Source organism: Streptococcus sp. Marseille-Q6504 (genome assembly GCF_965111625.1).
In genome coordinates, this window is the sequence record NZ_CBCOON010000002.1 from 278316 (window position 1) to 305015 (window position 26700).

Genomic DNA, 26700 nt, shown 5'->3' on the forward strand with positions numbered 1-26700 from the left:
AATTTGAGAATCATTTTACCACAAAGCAAGTAAATGCACAAACGTTTGCGCTATAAAAATAGACCTCAGGATGTGAATGTCTATTTTTACGGTAATAGAATGAAATTTCTCAACACAAATGACCATTCTCATTTAGAAATCATCAAGCGGAAACAAAAAGCTTGGATAGTTCCTATGACATCAATGGAGAAATCACTTTCTACTTTGTGAATTTTCAACAAATTTGATATAATTGTATCTATGAATAAAGTATTCGTCAGTCGGCGTGTCGAAAAAAAGCTCCACAAAGGTCAGGCTCTTTTGGAAGAAGTTGATTTTCCAGACTTATCTGAAACTGATCAGGAAGTTGAACTTTTCAGCCAACGCAAAGAATTTTTAGGGAAGGCTTATTTATCCCGACAAAATAAGGGAATTGGTTGGTTTGTAACCAACCAGAACATTTCTTTTAAACAAACCTTCTTTGAAAGTTTGTTTAAGCAAGCCAAACTAAAACGTTCTTCCTACTATCAAGATGAGTTGACAACTGCCTTTCGTTTGTTTAATCAAGAAGGTGATGGATTTGGTGGCATGACACTGGATCTTTATGGAGATTATGTTGTTTTTTCTTGGTATAACTCCTATATCTATGGGCTTCGCCAAGAGATTATGGCAGCCTTTGCTCAGGTATTTCCAGAAGTCTTAGGTGCCTATGAAAAGATTCGCTTTAAAGGTCTAGTCTATGAGTCTGCCCATATCTATGGTCAAGAAGCAGCTGAATATTTCACTGTTCTCGAGAATGGAGTCTTGTACCAAGTCTTTATGAATGATGGTCTTATGACAGGGATTTTCTTGGATCAGCATGAAGTTCGTGGGAGCTTAGTTGATGGTTTAGCAATGGGGAAATCCTTGCTCAATATGTTTTCCTATACAGCGGCCTTCTCAGTCGCTGCAGCTATGGGGGGAGCTAGTGAAACGACTTCTGTGGATTTGGCCAAGCGTTCAAGAGAATTATCAGAAGCTCATTTTCATGCCAATGGTTTGAGTCTAGACAATCATCGATTGCTTGTCATGGATGTCTTTGAATACTTTAAATATGCTAAAAGAAAAGGTTTAAGCTATGACGTAATTGTTCTGGATCCGCCTAGCTTTGCCCGAAATAAAAAACAAACATTCTCTGTAGCTAAGGATTATCATAAGTTGATTTCCCAAAGCCTAGAGATTTTAAACCCAGGTGGAATCATTATTGCTAGTACCAATGCGGCTAATGTTTCCCGTCAAAAATTTACAGAACAAATCGACAAAGGATTTGCAGGTAGAAAGTATCAGGTCCTTCATAAATATGGACTTCCAGCAGACTTTGTCTACAATGAAAAAGATGAAAGTAGTAATTACCTCAAAGTGATTACCATGAAGGTTAGTAAATGAAATTAATTGTTTCTGTCATGCCAAGAAGTATAGAAGAGGCTCAGGCTATTGATGTTATGCGGTATCATGATGCAGATATCATTGAGTGGAGAGCAGACTTCTTACCCAAGGAAGCTATCTTGCAGGTAGCGCCAGCTATTTTTGAAAAATTTGCAGGTCGTGAGCTTGTTTTCACTTTACGTACTCGTGCCGAGGGTGGTCAAATTGAGCTCTCTTCAGAAGAGTATGTTCAAATTATCAAGGAAGTGGCACAGCTTTATCAACCAGATTATATTGATTTTGAGTATTTTAGCTACAAGGATGTTTTTGATCAGATGTTGGACTTTCCAAATCTTGTCTTGAGCTACCATAACTTTCAAGAGACACCTGAAAATCTAATGGAAATATTGTCTGAGTTAACAAGTTTAAATCCTAAAGTTGTGAAAATAGCTGTTATGGCTAATACAGAACAGGATGTGTTGGATTTGATGAACTTTACACGTGGCTTTAAAACACTGAATCCTGAACAAGAATATGTAACGATTTCTATGGGAAAAGTGGGCAAGGTCTCTCGTATTACTTCAGATGTGACTGGTTCTAGTTGGTCTTTTGCAAGTCTAGATGAAGCTAGTGCTCCAGGACAAATTTCACTATCTAGCATGAAAAAAATTAGGGAGCTTCTAAATGAAGATTGATGGCTACACACGTTTAGCAGCTGTAGTCGCAAATCCTATCAAACACTCCATTTCTCCATTTATTCACAATAGCGCTTTTGAAGCAACCAATACCAATGGTGTTTATCTAGCTTGGGAAGTAGATGAGGCTGAACTAGCAGAAACAGTTGCCAATATTCGTCGCTACCAGATGTATGGAATCAATCTTTCCATGCCTTACAAGGAACAAGTGATTCCTTATCTGGACCGGTTGAGCGAAGAGGCTTGTTTAATTGGTGCAGTTAATACAGTTGTGAATCGAGAAGGAACATTAATTGGATATAACACAGATGGCAAGGGATTCTTTAAGAGCTTGCTTTCTTTTAAAATATCAAGGAAAAGAGTGGTTTTGTTAGGAGCAGGCGGTGCAGCCAAGGCAATTTTGGCACAGGCAATCTTGGATGGAGTCAGTCAGATTTCTGTCTTTGTTCGTTCTTCATCCATGGAAAAAACAAGACCTTACTTAGAAAAAATACAGAATGCGACTGGATTTAGAGTAGATTTATTTGCATTAGAGGATATTCAAGAACTTCAAGACAGCATCACTCAAGCCGACCTCTTGGTTAATGCTACTAGTGTGGGCATGGATGGATCCTCTCAGCCGATCCCGACCAGCATCGTTTTACCAGAGAAGCTCATGGTAGCAGATGTGATTTATCAACCCTTTGAAACTCCATTTCTAAAGTGGGCTAAAGAGCAGGGAAATCAATCTATCAATGGCCTTGGCATGTTGCTTTACCAAGCTGCTGAAGCTTTTGAGTTATGGACAGGCAAGGAAATGCCAACAGATCAAATCTGGGAATTATTAAAACAAAAGTACCAATAAAGAAAAAGGAGACCTGCTATGAAAATTAGAATAGACCTTCCACATCATCCTTACGATATTCAGATTGAAAAAGGATGCTTGTCTCAAGCAGGAAAATGGTTGCGCGAACTTTGGCAACCACAAAAAATTGTTATCATAACGGATAACCGTGTTGCTTCACTCTATGCAGAAAAGGTTAAATTGAGTTTGGAGGATGCTGGCTTTCAAGTGGCAGTTTTTGACTTTTTAGAGGGCGAAGAACGAAAAAATCTGACTACAGTTCAAAAAGTCTATGAATTTTTAGTTAAGCAAGGTTTAACTCGTAGTGATGGCATCGTAGCCCTCGGAGGTGGTGTAGTTGGCGATTTGGCTGGTTTTGTGGCTTCAACCTACATGCGAGGAGTTCATTTCGTTCAAATTCCAACTAGTTTGACAGCCCAGGTGGATTCTTCAATCGGTGGTAAGACAGGAGTGAATACTCCTTTTGCTAAGAATATGGTAGGAACTTTTGCCCAGCCGGATGGTGTTTTGATTGACCCAACTGTTCTTGAGACCTTGGGTAAGAGAGAGTTGATTGAAGGAATGGGTGAAGTCATCAAGTATGGCCTGATCGAAGATTCAGAGCTTTGGGACCTATTATCTGATATGGATGGTTCTGTCGAAAGCATATTGGAACATTCCGAGAGTTTGATTGAGCATTCTTGTCAGGTTAAGCGCAAGATGGTAGTTGAGGATGAGTTGGATAATGGCGTTCGTTTATATCTCAACTTTGGTCACACAATTGGCCATGCCATCGAAGCAACTGCTGGTTACGGAAAAGTCATGCACGGTGAGGCAGTAGCTATGGGAATGGTTCAGGTCTCTAAGGTAGCCGAAGAAAAAGGACTCATGCCAGTGGGAATAACCAAATCTATCCGAGAGATGTGTCAGAAATTTGGGCTTCCTGTTGATTATGAAAACTGGGATCTTGAAAAGCTCTATCAAGCTTTGACTCATGATAAAAAAGCGCGTGGGAATACCATGAAGTTAGTTTTGGTACCTGAGCTTGGTTCAGCGACGATTCACCCAGTTTCTCTCGAAGAAATGAAAGATTACTTAGTAAAATAAGGAGAATGTATGAGATATTTAACAGCAGGAGAATCACATGGTCCTCGTCTGACAGCAATTATTGAAGGAATTCCAGCAGGACTGCCTTTGACTGCAGAAGATATCAATGAGGATCTCAAACGTCGCCAAGGCGGTTACGGTCGTGGTGGACGCATGAAAATCGAGAGTGATCAGGTTGTCTTCACTTCTGGGGTTCGTCATGGTAAGACGACAGGGGCTCCCATTACCATGGATGTCATTAACAAAGACCACCAAAAATGGCTAGATATCATGTCTGCCGAGGATATTGAAGACAAACTCAAAAGTAAACGAAAAATCACACATCCTCGTCCAGGTCACGCAGACTTGGTTGGGGGCATCAAATACCGCTTTGATGATTTACGAAATTCTTTGGAACGTTCATCTGCTCGTGAAACAACTATGCGAGTGGCAGTTGGAGCTGTTGCTAAGCGGCTTTTAGCTGAGCTTGATATCGAAATTGCTAACCATGTTGTTGTCTTTGGTGGTAAGGAAATCAATGTTCCAGAAAACTTAACAGTCTCAGAGATTAAGAAATTGGCTGCCCAGTCTGAAGTTTCTATCGTCAACCAAGAACGTGAGCAGGAGATTAAGGACTATATTGACCAGATTAAGCGAGATGGGGATACCATCGGAGGTGTTGTGGAAACAGTTGTCGGAGGTGTTCCGGTTGGTCTTGGTTCTTATGTTCAATGGGATCGTAAACTAGATGCAAGGCTAGCTCAAGCTGTTGTTTCTATCAATGCCTTTAAGGGTGTGGAGTTTGGTCTTGGTTTTAAAGCAGGCCATCTTAAGGGTAGCCAAGTCATGGATGAAATTCTCTGGTCATCAGAAGATGGCTATACTCGTCGGACTAATAACCTTGGAGGCTTCGAAGGTGGTATGACCAACGGCCAACCGATTATCGTTCGTGGAGTTATGAAGCCAATTCCGACTCTCTACAAGCCGTTGATGAGTGTTGATATTGAAACTCATGAGCCTTATAAAGCAACAGTAGAGAGAAGTGATCCTACTGCTCTTCCAGCAGCAGGTGTCGTTATGGAGGCAGTCGTAGCAACGGTTTTGGCTCAAGAAATCCTTGAGAAATTCTCCTCTGATAATCTGGAAGAATTAAAAGAAGCTGTTGCGAAACATCGGGAGTATACAAAGAATTATTAAGGAGTTCTTATGGCAAAAACCATCTATATCGCAGGACTAGGTTTGATTGGTGCTTCCATGGCACTCGGAATCAGGCGGGATCATCCTGATTATGAAATTTTAGGATACAATCGTAGTCAAGCGTCTAGAGATATTGCCTTGGAGAGAGGAATGATTGACCGAGCGACGGATGATTTTGCTAGTTTTGCTCCACTTGCAGACGTCATCATTCTTACCCTGCCAATCGAGCAAACTATTGCCTTTATTAAGGAATTGGCCAACTTGAACTTGAAAGAAGGTGTCATTATTTCTGATGCTGGATCGACCAAGTCAGCTATCGTGGCTACAGCAGAGAAGTATTTTGCTGATAAGTCCGTTCGCTTTGTTGGAGCTCATCCCATGGCAGGAAGTCATAAGACAGGAGCTGCCTCTGCGGATGTTAATCTTTTTGAAAATGCCTATTATATCTTCACGCCATCTAGTCTGACAACTCCGGATACGCTCGAAGAAATGAGAGACTTGCTGTCAGGTCTTCATGCTCGTTTCATTGAAATCGATGCTGAAGAGCATGACCGAGTGACTTCTCAGATTAGCCATTTTCCGCATATCTTAGCATCAGGCCTAATGGAACAAACTGCAAGTTATGCTGAAGAGCATGAAATGGCGCGACGCTTTGCGGCAGGTGGTTTTCGTGATATGACTCGGATTGCCGAAAGTGAGCCTAGTATGTGGACTTCTATCCTCTTATCCAATCGGGATACCATTATTGAACGCATCGAGGATTTCAAGGGCCGTTTGGACGAGATTGGACAAGCTATCAGTAAGGGTGATGAAAACCAAATCTGGAACTTTTTCAATCAAGCGCGTGAGCAACGTCAGGCTATGGAAATCCATAAACGTGGTGGTGTAGATAGTTCTTATGACCTTTATGTTGATGTTCCCGATGAGGAAGATGTGATTTTACGCATCTTGGAATTGCTACGTGGAACTTCTTTGGTCAATATCCATATCAATGAGGAAAACCGTGAGGATGTTCACGGGATTCTGCAAATTTCCTTTAAGAATGCTCAGGATTTAAAACGTGCTGAGCAAGTCATTACAGAAAATACTGACTACACAGTCGTTATTAAATAAGGAGGACAATTATGTCAAATATTTATGATAGTGCAAATGCACTAAGTCGTGGACTACGCGAATTGCCTGAATACAAGGCAGTTAAAGAAGCTAGAGATGCCATCCAAGCGGATGCAGAAGCAAGCAAAATTTTTGCAGATTATATTGCTTTTCAACATGAAATCCAAATCATGGCACAGACTGGTCAAATTCCAGATGTTTCTTTCCAAGAAAAAATGGAAAGCTTTGGTAAGCAGATTCAAGGTAACTCTCTCTTGTCAGAATTCTTTGCCAAACAGCAACAACTTTCGATTTACCTTTCTGATATTGAAAAAATTGTTTTTGAACCAATTTCAGAACTTTTAAAATAAGAATTTACCTCATAAAGTCAGGAATTTTTAAGAAATTTCTGACTTTTTATGATAAAATAAGAAAAAGTATTGTCAGTATGAGGGCCGGTATGAAATTAAAAACAAACATTAAGTACTTAAATGGTAGTATTCGCGTACCTGGGGATAAGTCCATTAGTCATCGCTCTATCATTTTTGGAAGCTTAGCTGAGGGTGAGACTAAGGTTTATGATATCCTACGTGGAGAAGATGTCTTATCAACTATGCAAGTTTTTCGCGATCTCGGCGTTGAGATTGAGGACAAGGACGGTGTCATTACCATTCAAGGTGTTGGCATGGATGGTTTGAAAGCTCCTCAGAATGCTCTAGATATGGGAAATTCTGGGACCTCTATTCGTTTAATTTCAGGTGTCCTTGCTGGTGCAGACTTTGAAGTAGAGATGTTTGGGGATGACAGTCTTTCTAAACGCCCAATGGATCGTGTAACCCGTCCTTTGAAAAAAATGGGAGTTACAATTTCAGGTCAAACAGAGCGAGACTTGCCACCGTTGCACTTAAAAGGAACAAAAAGCTTAAAACCTATTCAATATGAATTGCCAATTGCCTCTGCTCAAGTCAAGTCAGCCTTGATTTTTGCGGCTTTGCAGGCTCAAGGTCAGTCAGTCATTATCGAGAAGGAGTGCACTCGTAATCACACAGAAGATATGCTACATCAATTTGGTGGAGAGTTAAGTGTCAATGGTAAGAAAATCACTGTTCAAGGGCCACAGAAACTTAGTGGACAAACGGTTGTCGTACCAGGAGATATTTCTAGTGCAGCCTTTTGGTTAGTAGCAGGTTTGATTGTGCCAAATTCTCGTGTCGTGCTGAAGAATGTCGGTATTAATGAAACACGTACAGGTATTATCGATGTTATCCGAGCTATGGGCGGGAAATTAGAGATTACTGATATGGATCCAATTGCCAAATCTGCAACCTTGACTGTCGAGACTTCAGAACTAAACGGGATAGAAATTGGCGGAGTCTTGATTCCACGTTTAATTGATGAATTGCCGATTATCGCGCTCCTTGCTACCCAAGCTCAAGGTCAAACAGTTATCAAAGATGCAGAAGAACTCAAGGTTAAAGAAACGGATCGCATTCAAGTTGTCGCAGATGCTTTAAATAGCATGGGAGCAACTATTACTCCTACAGCAGACGGCATGATTATCAAAGGGAAATCTCCCCTCCATGGCGCTAGAGTCAATACCTTTGGAGACCATCGAATCGGCATGTTGACAGCCATTGCAGCTCTCTTGGTTGCAGATGGAGAAGTTGAATTGGATCGAGCCGAAGCTATTAATACTAGCTACCCAAGCTTCTTTTATGATTTGGAGACTTTGATTCATGGCTAAGGTTTTACTAGGTTTTATGGGTTCAGGAAAAACTACTATTGCTAGAAAGCTAGATTCTGACTTTGTAGACATGGATGCCTTGCTGGTAGACCGACTGGGGATGCCGATTGCTCGTTTCTTTGAAGAAAAAGGAGAGGCTACCTTCCGCCAGCTAGAAGAAGAGGTCTTAGCTGACTTGCTAAAGACAGATAAAGTTATTTCTACAGGCGGAGGGATAGTCATTTCTCCACGTAATCGTGCCTTGCTCAAACAAAATCCAGACAACATTTACCTTAAAGCAGATTTTGAGACACTTTACCAGCGAATTTCAGCTGATAAGGACAATCAACGTCCACTATTTTTAAAGAATAGCAAGGAAGGTTTAGCTGCGATTTTTAAAGAAAGACAGGTTTGGTATGAGGAAGTAGCTAGTAAAGTTATCGATGTGTCCAAGCTAAGTCCAGAGAAAATTATAGAGGAACTGAGATGAAAATTGCCTATCTAGGTCCCAAAGGATCTTTTTCGCACCATGTGGTGCAAACGGCTTTTCCACATGAGGAACTAGAGCCTTTTTCAAATATTACAGACGTTATCAAGGCCTATGAACAAGGTTTGGTAGACTATTCAGTAGTGCCAGTTGAAAATTCCATTGAAGGTAGTGTTCATGAGACCTTAGACTATCTTTTTCATCAAGCTCGAATTCAAGCTGTGGCGGAGATTGTGCAGCAAATTCATCAACAGTTGATGGCGGTACCAGGGCAAGTTAAAATTGAGAAAATCTTTTCTCATCCGCAGGCCTTGGCGCAGGGGAAGAAATTTATCGATGAACATTTTCCAAATGCTCAACTAGAAGTCACTGCCAGTACAGCCTACGCTGCGCGCTATGTTTCCGAGCATCCAGATCAGCCTTTTGCGGCCATTGCCCCCAAAAGTTCGGCTGGTGAATATGGTTTGGAATTAATTGCTCAAGATATTCAAGAGATGGAAGCCAATTTCACTCGCTTTTGGGTGTTAGGTCCCAAGGCACCGCAAATGCCCTTGAATGCAAATGCTAAGAAAATGAGTCTAGCATTGACCTTGCCAGACAATCTTCCAGGCGCTTTATATAAGGCACTTTCTACCTTTGCTTGGCGCGGGATTGACCTAACTAAGATTGAGAGTCGCCCCCTAAAAACAGCACTAGGTGAGTACTTTTTTATCATTGATGTGGACTATGCTGATAAAGAATTGGTCCATTTTGCTCAAAAAGAATTAGAAACGATTGGGATCCACTATAAAGTACTAGGAGCTTACCCTATCTATACCATACAGGATAAAGGGAAGGAGAAGGAATGACTAGAGAAAATCCTCTAACACACCATGAGAAACTACGTTACGACTATCTATTAAAAAACATCCACTATCTAAATGATAAAGAAAAGAGAGAGTTTGCTTTTTTACAAGCTAAGCTGGATGGTCAACAAGAAGCTCGTTCAGTTGTCGTAGAAGAAGCAGAAAGCCAAGACTATACAGAACCTAACACAGGGCTTCCGAGTTATACTAATCGAAGTCGAGCTACTCGACGTAGTAGTCTACCGCAACCAAAAGCTAAGATTCCTAAGCAGAATAAACCAAAGAAAAAAAGAGTCTTTCGCTTTAAACGCATACTTGCTTGGTTAGGAATGCTGTTGCTTTGTGCTGCAGTGGGAATGATTTTCATGTTCTTGAAAGGTTTCCAGTCAGCCAATCCGAATGGCTCAAGCGGGTCGAAAGATGCCAAGGCTGCCCAAGTTGAAGTTTTCAATGGACAGGATACAAGAGATGGTGTCAATATTCTTATCTTAGGAACAGATGGCCGTATTGGACAGAATAGTTCAGAAACACGGACGGATTCTATTATGGTTCTAAATGTAAGTGGTAAGGATAAAAAGCTTAAGCTTGTAAGTTTTATGCGTGACAACCTAGTATACATTGATGGCTACAGTCAGGTTGTTGATGGTCAAAAACAAGCCGACCATAAGTTGAACTTGGCCTACGAATTGGGGGAACAAGAAGGAAAACAAGGGGCTGAAATGGTGCGTAAGGTCCTTAAAGATAACTTTGACCTAGATATCAAATACTATGCCCTTGTTGATTTCCAAGCTTTTGCAACTGCCATTGACACCCTTTTCCCTGATGGTGTAACTATTGATGCTCAATTTTCAACTCTAAATGGTGTTCCAGTTACAGAAGCGACAGTCGGTGATGACTTGCATGCGACAGAAACCGAATCCCCTACACAGACTATTAAAGTTGGAACACAACAAATGAATGGTTCTACTCTTCTCAACTATGCACGTTTCCGCGATGATGATGAAGGGGACTATGGCCGTACTCGTAGACAGCAACAAGTTATGACTGCTGTTTTACAGCAAATTAAAGATCCTACAAAACTTTTCACAGGTTCAGAAGCACTTGGTAAAGTATTCGCCATGACATCTACAAACCTTCCTTATACCTTCTTGTTGACCAACGGTTTATCCGTCCTTGAAGGAGGTCAGAACGGTATTGAAAGACTAACAGTGCCGGAACTTGGAGACTGGGTAGATGACTATGATGTCTATGGAGGCCAAGCCCTTCGAGTGGATCAAAAAGCTTACCAGAATAAGCTAGCCCAAATGGGATTCAGATAAAAAAATTAATTAAAGTCAAAGCTTGAAACATCTAACTAAATGGGTGTCTCAGGCTTTGATTTTTCTTAGTATCTGATGGATTTTTAGGGCTTCTTTATGGTATAATAAAACGATATAACTCGTTATTGGACAGAAGAGGAGAGACATGAGTGATTTGAAAGCGATTCAAGCTCGTAGTTTAGAGATGGCTGAATATTTTGTCGCCTTTTGTAAAGAACATGGCTTGCTCTGTTATTTGTGTGGCGGAGGAGCAATTGGAGCTTTACGAAATAAAGGTTTCATCCCTTGGGATGATGATTTGGACTTCTTTATGCCACGAAAGGACTATGAAAAACTAGCAGAGTTATGGCCTCAATATGCGGATGAACGTTACTTTCTATCAAAGAGTTCTAAAGACTATGTAGACCGTAACCTCTTTATTACCATTCGTGATAAGGAGACGACTTGTATCAAGCCTTATCAACAAGATTTAGATCTTCCCCACGGCTTAGCTTTGGATGTTCTTCCCTTGGACTACTACCCTAAAAATCCAGCAGAGCGCAAGAAACAGGTCCGCTGGGCTTTGATTTATTCTCTATTTTGTGCACAAACAATTCCAGAAAAACATGGAGCTCTCATGAAGTGGGGTAGTACCATTTTACTAGGGTTGACTCCTAAATCGCTTCGCTATCGTATCTGGAAAAAGGCTGAGAAAGAAATGACCAAGTATGGACCAGCCGAAAGTGATGGCATTACAGAATTATGTTCAGGGCCAGGATACATGAAGAAAAAGTATCCAATTCAGGCCTTTGAAGACAACATCTTCCTACCTTTTGAAGGAACAGAAATGCCTATTCCGGTTGGTTATGACGCTTATCTTAGCACAGCTTTTGGTGACTATATGACACCACCGCCTGCAGACAAGCAAGTACCTCACCACGATGCCATAATAGCAGATATGGATAAGAGCTATACAGAATATAAGGGAGAATACAATGCAAGAAAAAATTAGTATCATTGTTCCTGTATACAACGTAGAAAATTATCTTGAACGATGTGTTGAGTCGATTTTAAAGCAGACTTATACCAATTTTGAATTGCTACTTATCAATGATGGTTCGACAGACCAGAGTGGTGACTTGTGTGATCAGCTGGTTTCTAAAAATGAAAATATCAAGGTTTTTCATCTTGAGAACGCTGGAGTTTCCAATGCCAGAAATGTAGGTATCCAAAACTCAACTGGAGAATGGATTACTTTTATTGATAGTGATGATTTTATTACGCCAGATTATTTGGAAACTTTGATAAGCGCAGTAAAATCAGATATTTCTGTTGGTTTCTCAGTTGCTCGTTTGCATCATGTAAAAAATGGACAAGTGACAGATTTGCCTGAGTTTTCAGGTCAAGAGTCAATATGGTCTGCTGAGCAAACCATGAAAGAACTATTGATGACTACTCGAACTTCTTTTTTCCCTGTTGCAAAATTATTTAAAAAGGAATTAATTGAAGATTTTAAATTTAGTACAGATTATCATTTAGCAGAAGATGCTCTATTCTTAACAGAAGTTTTACTTGAAACAAAATGTAAGAGTGTATTTATAGACAAACCAATATACTATTACGATCATAGAGAAGGGAGCGCAACTACATCTGTTAATAGTCATGTTTTTGACACTATAGAAGTATATAAAATCATTATTCCTAAAGTTTACCAATGTTTCCCTCAATTAAAACCTGAATTAGTAAATAGAGAATCTTGGTCTTATATTACAGTCTACGATAAAATAATCTTCACAGATTCGACTGAATATCAAGATGAGAAAACTCAATTGAGAAAGTGGATAGTTAGTCATACCTCGCAAATATTGAGTGATCCTTATTTTACTAGTTTTCGGAAAATAGCCATTTTGTCACTGGGAATTTCTCCATGGATTTATAGACAAATTGTAGGCTTGAATAAATAATGTCATTAAAGGAGTTGAAGATGAATTTTTCAAAAATGAATGAATGCTTTGAAAAATCAAAACTGTGGATTTCATATCTTTTTGTTTTCATTTCGATTTTAAGTATGAGTTCACTAATTTATAAAATAACAAATCCGATTTATAAGGGACTTTCAGCAGTTGTTGTTCTGTCAATTTGTTTAACTTTATTTTTTAATTGGAAACGAATAGAGATAGATAAGAAGTTTCTTACCCTATTTGGTCTTTTAGTGGGCAGTCACTTTTTATCAGCGCTCATTAATAGATCTGGACACCTGCTCGGAAATATGGTTGAAATTTTCTTTATGCTGGCTTATGTTTTATTATTTACCATGGTAAAACCTGATCAGCTAAGGAAGTTATTAGGTATGATTGCAGGAACCATACAGATTGTCTCATTTGCTTCGGCTATATTTGCTTTTGCTTTATTACTTTCAAGAGTTTTAATTCTATTTCAGATTGGAGAGAACTCTTATTATTACGGAGTAATGAATGGCCGATTATGGGGACTTGTTAACCCTAATGCCAGTGCGATTTTCTCATACATTAGTATAGTTTTTGCTATGTATTTAATACATAAGGGAAGCAAATACTCTGTTTATCTTAAAATTAATAATGTCGTTCAGTTAGTTTATTTTGCAACTATGCAGAGTAGAGGCGCTCTCTTATCAGTTCTTCTAATGCTAGTATTCTATTGTATTTTTATCACTAGGGGAAAATTTGCCAAAAAATGGCTAACTTTTCTAGTAGCTAGTATCTTACTAACAGGTAGTAATATTGGTATTAGTTATTTAACGTCAGTATATATTTCAGCAGCCAAGGCAACTGTAATTGACTTAAATAAAGGTGAATCTTATTCTGAAACTGATTCAGATGTTGCTAAGAAAAATGGGGAGCTTCACTTGATTGAAACAACTCCAAGTGGGCGAACTTACATTTGGAAAAACGCAATTAAAATGGGAAGTGCTAAACCTCTATTTGGTTATGGTGTTCGAAACGTATCAGATTATTACACAAAGTATTTTAGTAAATTTGAAATTGAAAACTCACTTATTGGAGGTAATTTCCACAATATCTTTGTTACGATTTTTGTGAGTTCTGGAATCTTGGGTCTCTTTTCTTTCATACTCATCATTGCTTATGTAGGTTTCCGCTTTGTTTCTTACTTGGTAAAATCAAAGAAAAATAGTGAAAAACTAGTCATGATTCTATTCTTTGGAATTTTATTTGGTCAGCTGTTTGAAAGTCAAATTATGTATTCGACCAACTTTATTAACATCATTTTCTGGTTAGTTGTGGGATATGGTCTAATGATCTGTGAGAAAGAAAAAAATGTCCGTTATAAGGAAGTAACTGATATTTCTGAAATTCAACAGATGGAGTTAGGGATCATGGAGTATATCCATGAAGTGTGTCATAAAATTGGTGTCCAATACTTCTTGTCCTATGGTAGTTTAATTGGGGCTGTTCGTCATAAAGGTTTTATTCCTTGGGACGATGATATGGATATTTGTATGCTTCGTGATGATTATGAAAAGCTGCAAGATTATATGATTGCACATCCAGACGAGCGCTATGAATTAATGTCTTATAAAAATAATGTCAACTATGTCTATCCATTCATGAAAGTTCAAGATAATCATACCTATTTGGTAGAAGAAGATGTTCGAATTGATTCAGACATGGGGATTTATGTTGATATTTTCCCTGTTGACGGGTATGAAGATGATCAGGCATTTAAAGATAAGATGACCAAGATTATTAAAAAGCGTCAATTAAGTTGCTACACTTTCAAAGGAATTACGAATAGTAAAAGTGTAGTGAATTCAATTATCCGCTATATTTCTGTTATTATCTTTTATTTCACTAACACAAATAAGTATGTTGCCCAAATTGATGAGCTTGCTAAATCTAGAAAAGTAGAAGATTATGAACTTGTAGACTATGTTATCTATAAGGATATGAATAAGCCTGTTTGGAAACGTGAATGGTTAGAACAAGTTGAAAGTGGTAGCTTTGAAGGTAAGGAATTTATGATTCCAAAACATTATCATGAAATTCTAACTTCAGATTATGGAGATTACATGCAGTTACCTCCAGTCGAGCAGAGAGTATCTCACCATGATTTTAAGTTGTGGAAGATTATAGGGAAGTAATAGATTTTTGTTTAGATAAAAAAGAAGTAAAGATTAGGAGTGACAAATAATGTCAGAAAGAATCTTAAGCCTTGAAGAAATCAAGCAAATTGAGCTTGGAATTCTAGAATACTTACACCAAGTTTGTGAAAAAAATGATATCAAATATTTTATCGATTTTGGAACTTTATTAGGAGCAGTTCGTCACAAAGGTTTTATTCCTTGGGATGATGATACAGATATTTCTTTAGCTAGAGATGAATTTGAAAAGTTATACGCAGTTCTAAAAAACGATAACCACCCATACTATAAGCTGATTTCTTTTAGAGAAACCAAGGGATATCCATATAGTTATATGCGTGTTTACGATATTCGAACACGGAGAGATTCGAATCTTTTAGATCCAAGTGTTGTGCTTGGAACTTGCGTAGATGTCTTCCCGTACGATGGTCTTGTTACAGACGAACAAGATCGTAAGAAAATGAAACTATATAAACAACTAATTCGTCTATCGTCTTTGAACTTTAAAGGAATTAAATACGAAAACGGAGGGATTAAAAATCTTCCTCGTTATATCGCGTCAGCAATATTCAGATTTACATCTCCTCAATTCTGGAATCAAAAGCTAGAACAACTTGCCTTAAAATACAGTGTTGAAAATTCTACAGACTTGGTTTGTTCAACTTATGACTCTTACTATCCAGCTGGTATTAAAACAGAATGGTTATACGATACAATTGATATGCCTTATGAAAATCTAATCCTAAAAGTACCAAGAAGATATCATGAGATTCTTGTCTATGAATTTGGGGAAGATTATATGACTCCACCTCCTGCTGACAAACAGATACCAGGAAATGAGAAGAATTATTGGATTGATTAGCGAAAGAGTAGAGAATTAATAGAGAAAGCTGAATGCCTTATGAAAAGTTTTACAAAATCAATATTACTTAGTGCCGTGCTTCTATCTGCAACAATAATTCATGCACAAACAGTAAATGCAGATACAATCTCAGCAGGTGCAGGGAATCGAATCCATTTTATCAATACCAAAGCTAACTCTGGAAGTGATGCTATTTTACTAGAAAGTAATGGTCACTATGCTTTGATTGATATGGGAGAGGATTATGACTTTCCGGATGGAACGGATACACGTTATCCAAATCGATGGGGAATTTCTACTAACAATTATCAAGTATTAGAAGATCGCTTAATTCGTCATCTTGATCAGTTAGGAGTAAAGAAATTAGACTTTATACTAGGGACTCACGTTCATAGTGATCACATAGGTGGAGCAGATGAAATTCTTAATCGCTATCAAGTCGATAAATTCTATTTGAAAAAATATTCGGATCAACGAATTACAAGCACTTGGGGATTGTGGGATAACCTTTTCAATTACGATAATGCTCTTCGTGCTGCACAGAATAAGGGTGTTACATTAATTCAAGATATCAAAGATCAGGATAGTCATTTCAAATTTGGTGACATGGATATTCAGCTTTATAATTATAAAAATGAATATGATTCTGATGGGAACTTAAAAAGAGTTCTTGATGATAATTCCAATTCAATTGTAGCAGTAGTAACTGTTGCAGGAAAAAGAATTTATCTTGGTGGTGATTTAGATAATGCTGAAGGAGCAGAAGACAAGTTAGGTCCTGTGATTGGCAAAGTAGATATGATGAAATGGAATCATCACTATGATGCTAAGATTTCTAATACAATTGACTTCATTAATCATCTTTCTCCTAGTATGGTCATTCAAACGACTGGAGGTGATATTAACGTTGCTTCAACGAGAGATTATCTCCAAAAGAAAAATATTCAAGTGATTCATGCATCAAGTAAAACTCAGGATGCAACTGTATTTGATATTAGTGATAAAGGCTTTACAAATGTTTCAGGAGATTTTCCGAATATTCCTACTGTTGAAGAGAAATGGTATCAAGAAGATGGTCATTGGAAATATCGCTTGAAAGATGGTCAGATGGCTATTGGTTGGCAAGATATTGCTGGTGCTACATATTTCTTTAACGGAAAAGGTCAAATGCAGAGTGGTCGTTGGCTCCGTATCACCGACGAATGGAACGGAGAACCAAAATTTAATGACTACTACCTAAACAATAATGGCAAAATGCAGACAGGTGGTTGGTTCTATCATGATAATACTTGGTACTATATCCAGTCAAACGGTGCAAGACGTTACAATGAACTAGCTGAAATTGGTGGTCAAAAATATCTCTTTGATAAAGATGGTAAAATGCTGACTGGCTTACAAGTCTTTAATGGCAAGAAGATGCTCTTTGCAAGTAGTGGCGCTCTTCAAACAGAAGGTAGCGCATCTAGTTGGCAAAAGCAAGGTTCAAGCTGGTATTATTATGATGAAGATGGTATTCGAACAGTTGGTAAAAAGAATATCAACGGCACTACCTATTACTTTAATCAAAATGGTATCATGCAAACTGGTTGGGCCTTAATTGAGGGTCATTGGAACTATTTTGCTAGCTCCGGAGCTATGAAAACTGGCTGGGTCAAGGATAAAGATACTTGGTACTACTTAGATAAAGAAGGTGTGATGCTAACAGGCCTTCAAGAGATTAATGGTTCTCGCTATTATCTCAATGCAAGTGGCGCTATGCATACAGGTTGGAAATGGCTCAATAACCATTATTACTACTTCGTAAGCAGTGGTGCGATGAAAACAGGTTGGCTCAAGGATAAGGACATCTGGTATTATCTAGATAAAGAAGGTGTCATGTTAACAGGCTTCCAAGAAATCGATGGTTCTCGTTATTATCTCAATGCAAGCGGTGCTATGCAGACCGGTTGGAAATGGCTTGATAACCATTACTATTACTTCACAAGTAGTGGTGCTATGAAGACAGGTTGGCTCAAAGATAAGGAACTATGGTACTATCTAGATAAAGAAGGTATCATGCTAACAGGCCTTCAAGAAATTAATGGTTCCCGTTATTATCTCAACGCAAGTGGCGCTATGCAGACAGGTTGGAAATGGCTTGATAACCATTATTATTACTTCACAGGAAGTGGTGCCATGAAAACAGGTTGGTTCAAAGACAAAGGTCTTTGGTACTATCTCGACAAGGAAGGTATCATGCTAACAGGCCTTCAAGAGATAAATGGAGCCAGCTATTATCTCAATGCAAGTGGTGCTATGGAAACTGGTTGGCAACAACTGAATGGTAACTGGTACTATTTCCAAACAAATGGTTCTCTCCTAAGAAATGGAACAAGTCCTGACGGGTACAAGCTCAATGCAGATGGAATTTGGACGACTGTTACAACCGAGGTAACAACTCAGGAACAAACGGTAGCAAATAGTCAGGGGCACATTTTCGAAACAACAGAAGTAGAGAGAACTCAACAAACAGAAAGCTCATCTGTTGCGTCTGAGGAAAAAAATCAATCTACTGAACCTAAGACACAAACGAGCCAAGAAAAGAATTAAGTTTCTAAATGACTTTTAATTAAATTTTTCTACAATAAAAACACCTATAAAGCTTAAGCTTTATAGGTGTTTTGTTAACTTCGTTTGATTTTAGCACGAACTAGATCCAGTGCATAGTGAAGGGTTTTATCCTTCATTACAAAGAGAGCGACAGCGTAATAGATAGCACATCCGGCAATTGTAGCTACCACCATACTGAGCATAGCCATATTCACTGTGTATGACTGAACTTGGAAGAGAATTTTACAGATATAGTAAATTGGAATAAAGCCTAGTGACACAATTGTGTAGCGAGCCAATGTTCCAAAGATTTCTTTCAAATCCAAGAGTTTATGTTTCTGAATAAAGCGGATTTCAAGCAGAACCACAATTGCTTCAGCAATAATCGTTGTCCCGATGTAGTAGGCAGGAGTAAAGATGTTGTTGAAAAGGAGTAGAGAGTTTAGGATGACATTGACACCGCCACCGATAAAGTAGAAAGCTGTTAATCGGTTTTCATGGTCATTGATAAAGATAATTTGCTTTCCAAGGATTAATTCGATAGCCCAGATAATGGTTCGAAAGGCAAAGACGCTTGTTACAATTCCTGCTTCTATATATTTCTCAGAAGAGTAGATAACAGTTGCATAGGTTCCTAAAACCATGATTCCGATACTAGTCGGAATCATGAGGAAGAAAAAGAGAGATGCACCTTGGTTGACCAGATACTTATAAGAATGAAAATCTTTTTTTCCTAAGTAGTAACCAAGTCGAGGAATGCTGACAATGATAGCTCCACTCAGGACACTAGCAATCAGCATAACAATACTTGAAGCAATAGTGTAGTAGGAGATGTAATTCTCATCAGGTCCTTTGGTAATGAACATACGGTCTAGCAAGGTGTAGAGCATATTGGCATTTGCTAGAAGCAACATGGTCAGAAGTGGCTTAGATGCTTTGATGAGTTCAATGACTTCGATCTTGACAAAGGAAACTTCTCGTTTAATCCATAGGAAGCTGAGTAGATAGTTGATAATGGTTGTTGCACTCATGATTGTAGCATAAGGAACAATGTCATCAGGTGTCTTAACGAAGGCGAAGATAGCGACCAACATTCCAATACGAATCACGAGTGTTTTATAAAGGATAAAAGAATAATTCTCATAGGCTTCATTCATCCATTCGATATTCAGAAATTGGAAGAGAGCTTGGATTCCAAGGATATAGTAAAGAATTTTTAGATTGACAATACTAGTATCAAAATAAATAAAGAGGAAATAGATAGCTGTTGTTACAACTGAAGTAATGAGCGAAATATAGAACAACTTAGAAAAGACATAATTAATCTTATTTTTGTCATCCTTTACTTTACTAATTGCTCGAATCCCATAATTGTAGATCCCAAAGGCAGCTAGTGGAATGACAAAGCTCGCCCAGGTGTTAGCTGTATTAAAGTAGCCGTAATTTGATTTACTAAGAATCCGTGTTAGATAGGGATTAGTAATCAGGGGAAAAACGATGTTTAAAATATTGACCAGCAAGCTAGCCAGAGCATTAACTTTTATATTTTTCATGAAACTTTCTTTCTTACATTCTAAAATAGATACTAGTATTATATCACATTCCAACGCCATTCTTTTGATAAAATCATTTAAATCTTGTATAATAGATAGAACTGAAAGTATGAGGTTACGAACTATGAAAATGAAACAAATCAGTGATACGACTTTAAAAATCACGATGTCTTTAGAAGATTTGATGGATCGTGGGATGGAAATCGCAGACTTTCTCGTTCCACAAGAAAAAACAGAAGAGTTCTTCTACGCCATTCTGGATGAGTTAGAGATGCCAGACAGTTTCTTGGATACAGGTATGCTTAGCTTCCGAGTGACACCGAAGCCTGATAAGGTCGACGTCTTTGTAACCAAGTCTAAGATTGACCAAAATTTGGATTTTGAGGATTTGGCAGACCTTCCCGACATGGATGAACTAGCAAAAATGTCTCCAGATGAGTTTTTGAAAACATTAGAAAAAACCATGGCAGAGAAAACTAAAGAAGACATTGAAGCTATCCAATCTTTAGAGCAGGTTGAAAAAGAGGAAGAAGCAGCGATTGATGAAATTGCTGAGGTGGATGAAGGGAAAAGAGAACCTTATATCTACTACATCCTACGCTTTGACGACTTAACTAGTTTGGTTTCTTTTGCGAAAACCGTTGATTACCAAATGGAGACTTCAGAACTTTACAAAATGAACGACCAATACTATCTAACAGTCTTGGTTGATGTAGAAGATCATCCAAGTCTTTATCCAGCTTGGTTATTGGCTCGCATGCGTGAGTTTGCTGATGATAGTGATATCAGCCGTTCAGTTCTCCAAGAATACGGTCAAATCATCATCAATCACGATGCCGTCCAAGGACTCCAGAAAGTTTGAAGTATTTAAAAAAAAGACAGAGAAATAGAATTCTCTGTTTTTTTCGTTTTAGATTTGGATTTGATTAGGCTTAGACTATATGATAATTTTTGTAAACTCAATTGAGGTGCTATAGATAAATACTTTCTATTACGTCACTTAGCTTGCTAAAATAATGAAAAAACGATATCATAGAAAGAAATAAGCGAGGTAAAGTATGGACCAAGGACAATTACAAAAAGAGGTAGAGGAAATCCTAGAAGATGTATTAGCAAAAGCTTCTCTCCATGAAGGATCTATCTTCGTTTTAGGGCTTTCTTCTAGTGAAGTGATAGGAGGACATATTGGAAAAGCCTCCAGTCAAGAAATTGGGGAATTAATTGTTAAAAGAATCTTAGAAATCTTATCAGCCAGAGGTATCCACCTAGCAGTTCAGGGATGTGAACATGTCAATCGGGCCTTGGTAGTAGAACGAGAGGTTGCTATCAAATACAATCTTGAGATTGTTAGTGTTCTTCCGACACTGAACGCTGGAGGATCAGGGCAATTGGCGGCCTTTCGCTATATGAAAGACCCAGTTGAGGTCGAATTTATTAAGGCAGATGCAGGACTCGATATTGGAGATACAGCTATAGGGATGCATATCAAGCATGTTCAAGTACCGATACGTCCAGTTTTGAGATCAATCGGCCAAGCCCACGTAACTGCACTTGCTAGTCGTCCAAAACTGATTGGAGGGGCGCGTGCCCAATACCCACAAGATTTTATAAGAAAAATATAGATAAAAAGTTGAAAGCTCTCGTCTGCTAAGCAGGTGGGAGTTTTCTTGTCATCAAGAAGCGCTATTAATTTCCGAGCAGATTTTAAGTATTTTTAGGATGCTAGGTATATAATAGAGCTATAATACAAAATCTATATTCATATATCTAATAAGAAAGGTGATGAAAATGAAAAAATGGCAAGCAACTGTATTAGTCTGCGCTAGTCTGATATGCCTATCGGCTTGTAATAATCAGATGGAGAACCAAGCTGATAAGCAAAATGGAGACAAAAATGCACAAGTTAGCTCTCAAACTGCAAAACAAGGAGAAGAAGTTCCAGACTTTGAGCTTACGGGAGTTGATGGTAAAACTTATCGCCTATCAGAATATAAAGGCAAAAAAGTCTATCTAAAATTTTGGGCTTCATGGTGTTCTGTCTGTCTAGCTAGTCTACCTGATACCGATGAACTTGCAAAAGAAGCTGGCGATGATTTTGTAATTTTGACAGTTGTTTCTCCTGGTCAAAAAGGGGAGCAAGCAGAAGAAGCCTTCAAAAAATGGTATCAGGGCTTGGACTATAAAAACCTCCCTGTCCTTTTAGACTCTTCGGGAAAACTCTTAGCAAGTTACGGAGTCCGTTCTTATCCGACTCAGGCTTTTATTGATAAAGAAGGTAAACTAGTTAAGACCCAGCCAGGCTTTATGGACAAGGAAACTATTTTAGAGACCTTAAAGAGTATAGATTAGAGGCTCATCATGAATGATAAATTAAAAATAATTGTATTCATAGGAATCATCATTTGCGTTATTATCGGACTTTTATTTCTTTGGGAAAAAAGGAGCGCAAGCTATACTGATACTTCTCAAATCGAGAAGGCAGCAGTTAGTCAAGGGCAAAAAGTCACGAAAAAAACGGAGCTAAGTAAAGATGCTGACTTACATGAAATCTATCTAGCGGGAGGCTGTTTCTGGGGAGTCGAAGAGTATTTTTCAAGAGTAGCAGGTGTGACAGATGCTGTTTCTGGCTATGCGAATGGCAGAGGAGAAACAACCCAGTACGAATTAATCGGCCAAACGGGGCATGCTGAGACTGTTCATGTGACTTATGATGCCAATCAAATTACATTAAAAGAAATCTTACTCCATTATTTCCGTATTATCAATCCAACCAGTAAAAACAAGCAAGGTAATGACGTAGGAACCCAGTATCGAACCGGTGTCTATTATACAGATGAGAAAGATTTAGAAGTCATCAATCAAGTTTTTGATCAAGTTGCTAAGAAGTACGACGAACCTATAGCGGTTGAAAAAGAAGCCTTAAGAAATTTTATCGTGGCTGAGGACTACCACCAAGACTATCTCCAGAAAAATCCTAACGGCTATTGCCATATCAATGTCAATCAAGCAGCTTATCCTGTCATTGATGCGAGTAAATATCCAAAACCGAGTGATGAAGAATTAAAAAAAGTCCTCTCTCCTGAGGAGTATGCAGTGACTCAAAACAATCAAACAGAACGTGCTTTTTCAAATCGTTACTGGGATAAATTTGAAGCAGGAATTTATGTGGATGTGGCAACTGGAGAACCTCTCTTTTCTTCGAAAGATAAATTTGAATCGGGCTGTGGTTGGCCAAGTTTTACCCAGCCTATCAGTCCAGATGTTGCGACCTATAAGGAAGACAAGTCATACAATATGGTCAGAACAGAAGTCAGAAGTAGAACAGGGGATTCTCACCTAGGACATGTCTTTACAGACGGGCCTAAGGACAAGGGAGGCCTACGCTATTGTATCAATAGCCTATCCATCCGTTTTATTCCTAAGGATCAAATGGAAGAAAAAGGTTATGGTTATTTGTTGGATTATGTAGAGTGAACGTGATATTCTTAAAAAGAGTTTACTAAAAATGTTTTAGATTCATATTTGATTTTTTTAGAAGTGTTGACTTTAATATTTGAAGTCTAATTGCTCTTAAATAAAGATATTTTTAAATAAAAGAAAAAAATTATCAAAAAACGATAAAAAAGTGTTGCATTTCAAAAAAATTATGCTATACTAGATATATCGAAAAACGATAATAAGTTTTCGAGTAGTAACAAAAAGAGCTCATTTGTTGCTAAAACTAAAAATATTTTATAAAAGAGGAAATCATCATGAAAAAAACTACATCAACTAAAATCGTAAACTTTACTAAATCACTTGTTACACTAGGCTCTAATTTCGGAATCTTTACCCTCAGTTTCTTTAGTATTGCTTCCTTAGTTCTTTTCCTTGGTCAATTTGATATCAGCCAACTAATGCCTGAAGGTGCAGAGGTAACAAGGTCAGGCTACGAAGCGTGGGGAGGGGTTAATGCCTTTGTTCTAACCTTTGTTGCTGGTAATACACTTCTGACTTATGGCCTTATCAAATTAAAACAGTTTGCTAAGGACTTTAAAGAAAGCGATCTTTTTGAAGATACAACCATTTCATTCTTGAAAAAGGGTGCAGTTTTAATGACGCTAGTAGGAGCAATCCAAGGTATTACAGAACTTATTCTTAACCCAGCTCATATTATTTTTAACTTCTCGATTGCAGCATTTTTGTTTATTGCTAGCTTGGTGCTTACTTCAATCAAAAATCAATTTTCAGATAAAGTAGCATAATACATGTACGTAACACTTACTAATATTGTATAATTATAGTAGAGATTAGAAACGAGGTTTTGAAATTAATGTCTAAGAAAAATTCCTACTTACCATTTGCTTTAGGTTTTATTAATATCCTACTTTTTATCTTGGGAGTGTCTTTAGTTATATCCATCCTTTTAACAATTTTCAATGTAACTGAGATTAGCCTATTTAACCTTGGGACTATTTCCTTAAAACCTGATATGGTGAATACTTCAATACTAGTGAGTGCTTTGTCCTTTATCAATAGCTTTATCATTCTGTTTGTACTATTCTGTGTTAGACAGTTCTTCCAAAATATCATTAACGAACAGATTTTTACAAGTCATAATGTCAAACTTGCTAATCGTATTTCTCTTTCTCTCTTTATTGCCTCATTTCTAGGAGATGGTATTTTGACACTCAATGGTTATTCATTTCTGAATATAACTTTCATGGTTACTGCTCTCGTTGTTTGGACAATTGGTAAAGTCCTTGAAAAAGCAAACGAAATTGCAGAAGAAAATGAGTTTACAATTTAGAGAAAGGAGATTGTACCGTGATTGTCATTAATCTAGATGTCGAATTAGCAAAGAAAAAAATGCGTTCAGGAGATTTAGCAGAACGTGTAGGTATTACTCCTGCAAATCTTTCAATACTGAAAACAGGTAAGGCCAAAGCTATACGTTTTTCAACGCTAGATGCTATTTGTAAAGAACTTGGGTGCCAACCTGGTGATATATTGGAATATGTGCCAGATTAAAAAGTGGTTCAGCATAAGCTGGACCTTTTTATTTTGTTAAATTATATAAAGGATTCTAAAATATTTCCTGATAATCTGATAAAAAATACTGACTAGATAAATCCTAGGGACCTTCTTATTTATGGTATACTAAGGATATGCATAGAAAAACAGTGATTGATTTTAGGGCTTTGGGCGAGAGATACACCTTTACCCAGCCTATTAAAGAGTTAAAAACCAGAGATTTAGCAGAAGTAGCAGACTTGCTAGCTCAAGTAGAAAGCTACCAAGAGCAGGGCTATTATGTAGTTGGTTATGTTAGTTATGAAGCAGCACCTGCTTTTGAGAAGAAGTTAGCGGTTCACGAGGGTCCCTTGTTAGGAGAGTATTTGCTTTACTTCACTGTTCATAACAGTGTTGAAACATCTAACATTCCTCTGACTTATGAGGAGGTGGAGTTGCCATCAAACTGGCAGGAAGTAACATCTGCTGAGGCCTATGAAAAGGCGATTACGCAAATTCACCATCATTTAAGACAAGGGGATACTTATCAGGTCAATTATACTGTCCAACTCAAGCAGGAGTTGTCTGCCAATCCTTTTGCTATCTATAATCGTATGGTGGTGGAACAGGAAGCGGGATATAATGCTTACGTAGAGCATGATGATATGGCAGTGATTTCCATGAGTCCAGAACTCTTTTTTGAGCAGAATGGTCGTGAGTTGACGACTCGTCCTATGAAGGGCACGACTAAACGTGGTTTGAATAACGATGACGACTTGAAAGAGGCAGCTTGGTTGGAACAGGATCCCAAAAATCGTTCAGAAAACATGATGATAGTGGACCTCTTGCGCAATGACATGAATCGTATTTCTGAGGTTGGTAGTGAACATGTGGAGAGTTTATGCCAAGTGGAGCAGTATTCTACAGTTTGGCAGATGACTTCAACTATCAAGAGTCAGTTACGACCGGATGTTGATCTAGTAGAAATCTTCCGTTCGCTCTTTCCATGTGGCTCCATCACAGGAGCTCCCAAGATAGCGACCATGGAAATTATAAAGAACTTGGAACCACAAGCTAGAGGAGTTTACTGTGGAACTGTTGGCCTCCTACTTCCCAATGGACGACGGATTTTCAATGTGGCTATTCGAACCATTCAACTGCATGGAGGGCAAGCCATCTATGGTGTCGGAGGTGGCATCACTTGGGATAGTACTTGGGAGTCAGAATACCGTGAAGTCCAGCAAAAGGCAGCAGTTCTTTATCGAAAACAGCCTCTTTTTCAGCTGATTACGACAGGGAAAATCAGCCAGAAAAAATTGCTCTTTGAAAAGCAACATCTAGAAAGATTGAAAAAGGCTAGTCGTTATTTTGCATTTCCATTTGACCAAGAAGTTTTAAGACAAAAGTTAGAGAAGGAGTGCCAGGCTTTTGACCTTCATCAAGACTACCGTTTGCGAATCAGTCTCAGCAAGTCTGGAGAGATTGAAATTGAACGACAAGTATTGACACCACTTAGCTCTAGTTTTTGTCAGGCCAAGCTTTGTCTACAAGAAGCTGATTTGGAGCAGGCCTTTACCTACTTTAAGACAACACACCGACCGCATTTGACAGTGGGAGAGCAGGAAATCATCTATCACACTGCTGATGGAAAATTGCTTGAAACCTCTATTGGGAATCTGGTCTTAAAAATGAATAGCAAGCTCTATACCCCACCTAGTAGTCTTGGCATTTTACCAGGGATTTATCGCCAGCATTTACTTGAAAGCGGGCAGGTAGAAGAGAAGGTCTTAACTTTATCAGATTTGAAACAAGCAGAAGTTATTTATGCCTGCAATGCGGTTAGGGGCTTGTATGAGTTAAAAATATAATGGCTATTAAATATTATTTGTGAACATTAAATATTGAAATTGAAATAAAGTTAAGCATTTGATATAATG

General features: G+C 38.2%; 25 protein-coding genes. 24 read left to right on the forward strand and 1 reads right to left on the reverse strand.

The genetic code is table 11. The features are described 5' to 3' along the window. The first annotated feature begins 240 nt into the window (after nucleotides 1–240). From ACWPUA_RS03470 to ACWPUA_RS03545, 16 genes are all read left to right on the forward strand, one after another. Complete coding sequence (locus ACWPUA_RS03470) at nucleotides 241–1404, forward strand: class I SAM-dependent rRNA methyltransferase (protein WP_454379117.1); 1164 nt, start codon at nucleotides 241–243, stop codon at nucleotides 1402–1404. Continuing rightward, entirely contained in the window at nucleotides 1401–2078 is a 678-nt protein-coding gene (aroD, locus tag ACWPUA_RS03475) for a type I 3-dehydroquinate dehydratase (protein WP_016466646.1), read from the forward strand. The genes ACWPUA_RS03470 and aroD overlap by 4 nt, the downstream gene beginning before the upstream one ends. Continuing rightward, nucleotides 2068–2922 (forward strand): shikimate dehydrogenase, encoded by an 855-nt coding sequence (locus tag ACWPUA_RS03480; protein WP_454379119.1) that lies wholly within the window; start codon nucleotides 2068–2070, stop codon nucleotides 2920–2922. The genes aroD and ACWPUA_RS03480 overlap by 11 nt, the downstream gene beginning before the upstream one ends. A gap of 18 nt (nucleotides 2923–2940) precedes the next feature. Next, nucleotides 2941–4008, forward strand: coding sequence for a 3-dehydroquinate synthase (gene aroB, locus ACWPUA_RS03485; protein ID WP_254724427.1), 1068 nt, complete (start codon nucleotides 2941–2943; stop codon nucleotides 4006–4008). 9 nt (nucleotides 4009–4017) lie between these two features. Next, a complete protein-coding gene (gene aroC / locus ACWPUA_RS03490; protein ID WP_006151452.1) occupies nucleotides 4018–5184 on the forward strand; it encodes a chorismate synthase in 1167 nt (388 codons plus the stop codon). A 9-nt stretch (nucleotides 5185–5193) separates the two neighbouring features. After that, a complete protein-coding gene (locus ACWPUA_RS03495) occupies nucleotides 5194–6297 on the forward strand; it encodes a prephenate dehydrogenase (protein WP_454379121.1) in 1104 nt (367 codons plus the stop codon). 11 nt (nucleotides 6298–6308) lie between these two features. Next, nucleotides 6309–6647 carry a YlbF/YmcA family competence regulator gene (locus ACWPUA_RS03500; RefSeq protein WP_195183758.1) on the forward strand — a complete coding sequence of 113 codons (339 nt, stop codon included), beginning with the start codon at nucleotides 6309–6311 and terminating at the stop codon, nucleotides 6645–6647. Between the two features lie 89 nt (nucleotides 6648–6736). Further along, nucleotides 6737–8020, forward strand: a complete 1284-nt coding sequence (aroA, locus tag ACWPUA_RS03505) for a 3-phosphoshikimate 1-carboxyvinyltransferase (protein WP_454379124.1) — start codon at nucleotides 6737–6739, stop codon at nucleotides 8018–8020. Then, nucleotides 8013–8489 (forward strand): shikimate kinase, encoded by a 477-nt coding sequence (locus tag ACWPUA_RS03510; protein ID WP_454379126.1) that lies wholly within the window; start codon nucleotides 8013–8015, stop codon nucleotides 8487–8489. Before aroA ends, ACWPUA_RS03510 begins: the two co-directional genes overlap by 8 nt. After that, nucleotides 8486–9334, forward strand: a complete 849-nt coding sequence (gene pheA / locus ACWPUA_RS03515) for a prephenate dehydratase (RefSeq protein WP_454379128.1) — start codon at nucleotides 8486–8488, stop codon at nucleotides 9332–9334. Before ACWPUA_RS03510 ends, pheA begins: the two co-directional genes overlap by 4 nt. Then, entirely contained in the window at nucleotides 9331–10650 is a 1320-nt protein-coding gene (locus ACWPUA_RS03520; RefSeq protein WP_454379129.1) for an LCP family protein, read from the forward strand. The genes pheA and ACWPUA_RS03520 overlap by 4 nt, the downstream gene beginning before the upstream one ends. Nucleotides 10651–10795: 145 nt before the next feature. Next, a complete protein-coding gene (locus ACWPUA_RS03525; protein ID WP_320693882.1) occupies nucleotides 10796–11641 on the forward strand; it encodes a LicD family protein in 846 nt (281 codons plus the stop codon). After that, entirely contained in the window at nucleotides 11625–12593 is a 969-nt protein-coding gene (locus ACWPUA_RS03530; RefSeq protein ID WP_036757202.1) for a glycosyltransferase family 2 protein, read from the forward strand. Before ACWPUA_RS03525 ends, ACWPUA_RS03530 begins: the two co-directional genes overlap by 17 nt. A gap of 20 nt (nucleotides 12594–12613) precedes the next feature. Further along, entirely contained in the window at nucleotides 12614–14767 is a 2154-nt protein-coding gene (locus ACWPUA_RS03535) for a LicD family protein (RefSeq protein ID WP_454379132.1), read from the forward strand. Between the two features lie 49 nt (nucleotides 14768–14816). Beyond that, nucleotides 14817–15629: a LicD family protein gene (locus ACWPUA_RS03540; protein WP_036757208.1), complete on the forward strand. Its 813-nt coding sequence runs from the start codon at nucleotides 14817–14819 to the stop codon at nucleotides 15627–15629. A 39-nt stretch (nucleotides 15630–15668) separates the two neighbouring features. Continuing rightward, on the forward strand, nucleotides 15669–18218 hold the full coding sequence (locus ACWPUA_RS03545) for an MBL fold metallo-hydrolase (protein ID WP_454379135.1): 2550 nt from the start codon (nucleotides 15669–15671) through the stop codon (nucleotides 18216–18218). A gap of 74 nt (nucleotides 18219–18292) precedes the next feature. Here the strand turns inward: ACWPUA_RS03545 and ACWPUA_RS03550 are convergent, their stop codons facing one another. After that, on the reverse strand, nucleotides 18293–19771 hold the full coding sequence (locus ACWPUA_RS03550; RefSeq protein ID WP_454379137.1) for an oligosaccharide flippase family protein: 1479 nt from the start codon (nucleotides 19769–19771) through the stop codon (nucleotides 18293–18295). A 124-nt stretch (nucleotides 19772–19895) separates the two neighbouring features. Between ACWPUA_RS03550 and mecA the strand changes: the two genes are divergently transcribed. The 8 genes from mecA (at nucleotide 19896) to pabB (ending at nucleotide 26631) form a co-directional block, all read left to right on the forward strand. Beyond that, entirely contained in the window at nucleotides 19896–20633 is a 738-nt protein-coding gene (mecA, locus tag ACWPUA_RS03555; RefSeq protein ID WP_070678029.1) for an adaptor protein MecA, read from the forward strand. Nucleotides 20634–20829: 196 nt separating this feature from the next. Beyond that, a complete protein-coding gene (locus ACWPUA_RS03560; RefSeq protein ID WP_454379139.1) occupies nucleotides 20830–21393 on the forward strand; it encodes a TIGR01440 family protein in 564 nt (187 codons plus the stop codon). Between the two features lie 166 nt (nucleotides 21394–21559). Continuing rightward, complete coding sequence (locus ACWPUA_RS03565) at nucleotides 21560–22120, forward strand: redoxin family protein (protein WP_454379141.1); 561 nt, start codon at nucleotides 21560–21562, stop codon at nucleotides 22118–22120. Between the two features lie 9 nt (nucleotides 22121–22129). Further along, nucleotides 22130–23245 carry a peptide-methionine (R)-S-oxide reductase MsrB gene (gene msrB, locus ACWPUA_RS03570; protein ID WP_454379143.1) on the forward strand — a complete coding sequence of 372 codons (1116 nt, stop codon included), beginning with the start codon at nucleotides 22130–22132 and terminating at the stop codon, nucleotides 23243–23245. A gap of 278 nt (nucleotides 23246–23523) precedes the next feature. Next, a complete protein-coding gene (locus ACWPUA_RS03575) occupies nucleotides 23524–24015 on the forward strand; it encodes a hypothetical protein (protein ID WP_454379145.1) in 492 nt (163 codons plus the stop codon). 68 nt (nucleotides 24016–24083) lie between these two features. After that, nucleotides 24084–24560, forward strand: a complete 477-nt coding sequence (locus tag ACWPUA_RS03580) for a DUF2975 domain-containing protein (protein ID WP_454379147.1) — start codon at nucleotides 24084–24086, stop codon at nucleotides 24558–24560. Nucleotides 24561–24577: 17 nt separating this feature from the next. Beyond that, nucleotides 24578–24781 carry a helix-turn-helix domain-containing protein gene (locus ACWPUA_RS03585; RefSeq protein ID WP_024054000.1) on the forward strand — a complete coding sequence of 68 codons (204 nt, stop codon included), beginning with the start codon at nucleotides 24578–24580 and terminating at the stop codon, nucleotides 24779–24781. 137 nt (nucleotides 24782–24918) lie between these two features. Next, the gene (pabB, locus tag ACWPUA_RS03590; protein ID WP_454379150.1) at nucleotides 24919–26631 is read left to right on the forward strand and encodes an aminodeoxychorismate synthase component I; all 1713 of its coding nucleotides are present in this window, start codon (nucleotides 24919–24921) and stop codon (nucleotides 26629–26631) included. Nucleotides 26632–26700 lie beyond the last annotated feature (69 nt).

What these genes read in the sequence shown, in the direction of transcription:
- ACWPUA_RS03565 (WP_454379141.1), top strand. Translation starts at nt 21,560, where the DNA reads ATGAAAAAATGGCAAGCAACTGTATTAGTCTGCGCTAGTCTGATATGC.
- ACWPUA_RS03495 (WP_454379121.1), top strand. Translation starts at nt 5,194, where the DNA reads ATGGCAAAAACCATCTATATCGCAGGACTAGGTTTGATTGGTGCTTCC.
- ACWPUA_RS03480 (WP_454379119.1), top strand. Translation starts at nt 2,068, where the DNA reads ATGAAGATTGATGGCTACACACGTTTAGCAGCTGTAGTCGCAAATCCT.
- mecA (WP_070678029.1), top strand. Translation starts at nt 19,896, where the DNA reads ATGAAAATGAAACAAATCAGTGATACGACTTTAAAAATCACGATGTCT.
- ACWPUA_RS03510 (WP_454379126.1), top strand. Translation starts at nt 8,013, where the DNA reads ATGGCTAAGGTTTTACTAGGTTTTATGGGTTCAGGAAAAACTACTATT.
- ACWPUA_RS03575 (WP_454379145.1), top strand. Translation starts at nt 23,524, where the DNA reads ATGAAAAAAACTACATCAACTAAAATCGTAAACTTTACTAAATCACTT.
- ACWPUA_RS03540 (WP_036757208.1), top strand. Translation starts at nt 14,817, where the DNA reads ATGTCAGAAAGAATCTTAAGCCTTGAAGAAATCAAGCAAATTGAGCTT.
- ACWPUA_RS03580 (WP_454379147.1), top strand. Translation starts at nt 24,084, where the DNA reads ATGTCTAAGAAAAATTCCTACTTACCATTTGCTTTAGGTTTTATTAAT.
- ACWPUA_RS03500 (WP_195183758.1), top strand. Translation starts at nt 6,309, where the DNA reads ATGTCAAATATTTATGATAGTGCAAATGCACTAAGTCGTGGACTACGC.
- aroB (WP_254724427.1), top strand. Translation starts at nt 2,941, where the DNA reads ATGAAAATTAGAATAGACCTTCCACATCATCCTTACGATATTCAGATT.
- ACWPUA_RS03520 (WP_454379129.1), top strand. Translation starts at nt 9,331, where the DNA reads ATGACTAGAGAAAATCCTCTAACACACCATGAGAAACTACGTTACGAC.
- pabB (WP_454379150.1), top strand. Translation starts at nt 24,919, where the DNA reads ATGCATAGAAAAACAGTGATTGATTTTAGGGCTTTGGGCGAGAGATAC.
- ACWPUA_RS03560 (WP_454379139.1), top strand. Translation starts at nt 20,830, where the DNA reads ATGGACCAAGGACAATTACAAAAAGAGGTAGAGGAAATCCTAGAAGAT.
- aroC (WP_006151452.1), top strand. Translation starts at nt 4,018, where the DNA reads ATGAGATATTTAACAGCAGGAGAATCACATGGTCCTCGTCTGACAGCA.
- aroD (WP_016466646.1), top strand. Translation starts at nt 1,401, where the DNA reads ATGAAATTAATTGTTTCTGTCATGCCAAGAAGTATAGAAGAGGCTCAG.
- ACWPUA_RS03545 (WP_454379135.1), top strand. Translation starts at nt 15,669, where the DNA reads ATGAAAAGTTTTACAAAATCAATATTACTTAGTGCCGTGCTTCTATCT.
- msrB (WP_454379143.1), top strand. Translation starts at nt 22,130, where the DNA reads ATGAATGATAAATTAAAAATAATTGTATTCATAGGAATCATCATTTGC.
- ACWPUA_RS03525 (WP_320693882.1), top strand. Translation starts at nt 10,796, where the DNA reads ATGAGTGATTTGAAAGCGATTCAAGCTCGTAGTTTAGAGATGGCTGAA.
- ACWPUA_RS03535 (WP_454379132.1), top strand. Translation starts at nt 12,614, where the DNA reads ATGAATTTTTCAAAAATGAATGAATGCTTTGAAAAATCAAAACTGTGG.
- ACWPUA_RS03530 (WP_036757202.1), top strand. Translation starts at nt 11,625, where the DNA reads ATGCAAGAAAAAATTAGTATCATTGTTCCTGTATACAACGTAGAAAAT.
- ACWPUA_RS03550 (WP_454379137.1), bottom strand. Translation starts at nt 19,771, where the DNA reads ATGAAAAATATAAAAGTTAATGCTCTGGCTAGCTTGCTGGTCAATATT.
- pheA (WP_454379128.1), top strand. Translation starts at nt 8,486, where the DNA reads ATGAAAATTGCCTATCTAGGTCCCAAAGGATCTTTTTCGCACCATGTG.
- aroA (WP_454379124.1), top strand. Translation starts at nt 6,737, where the DNA reads ATGAAATTAAAAACAAACATTAAGTACTTAAATGGTAGTATTCGCGTA.
- ACWPUA_RS03470 (WP_454379117.1), top strand. Translation starts at nt 241, where the DNA reads ATGAATAAAGTATTCGTCAGTCGGCGTGTCGAAAAAAAGCTCCACAAA.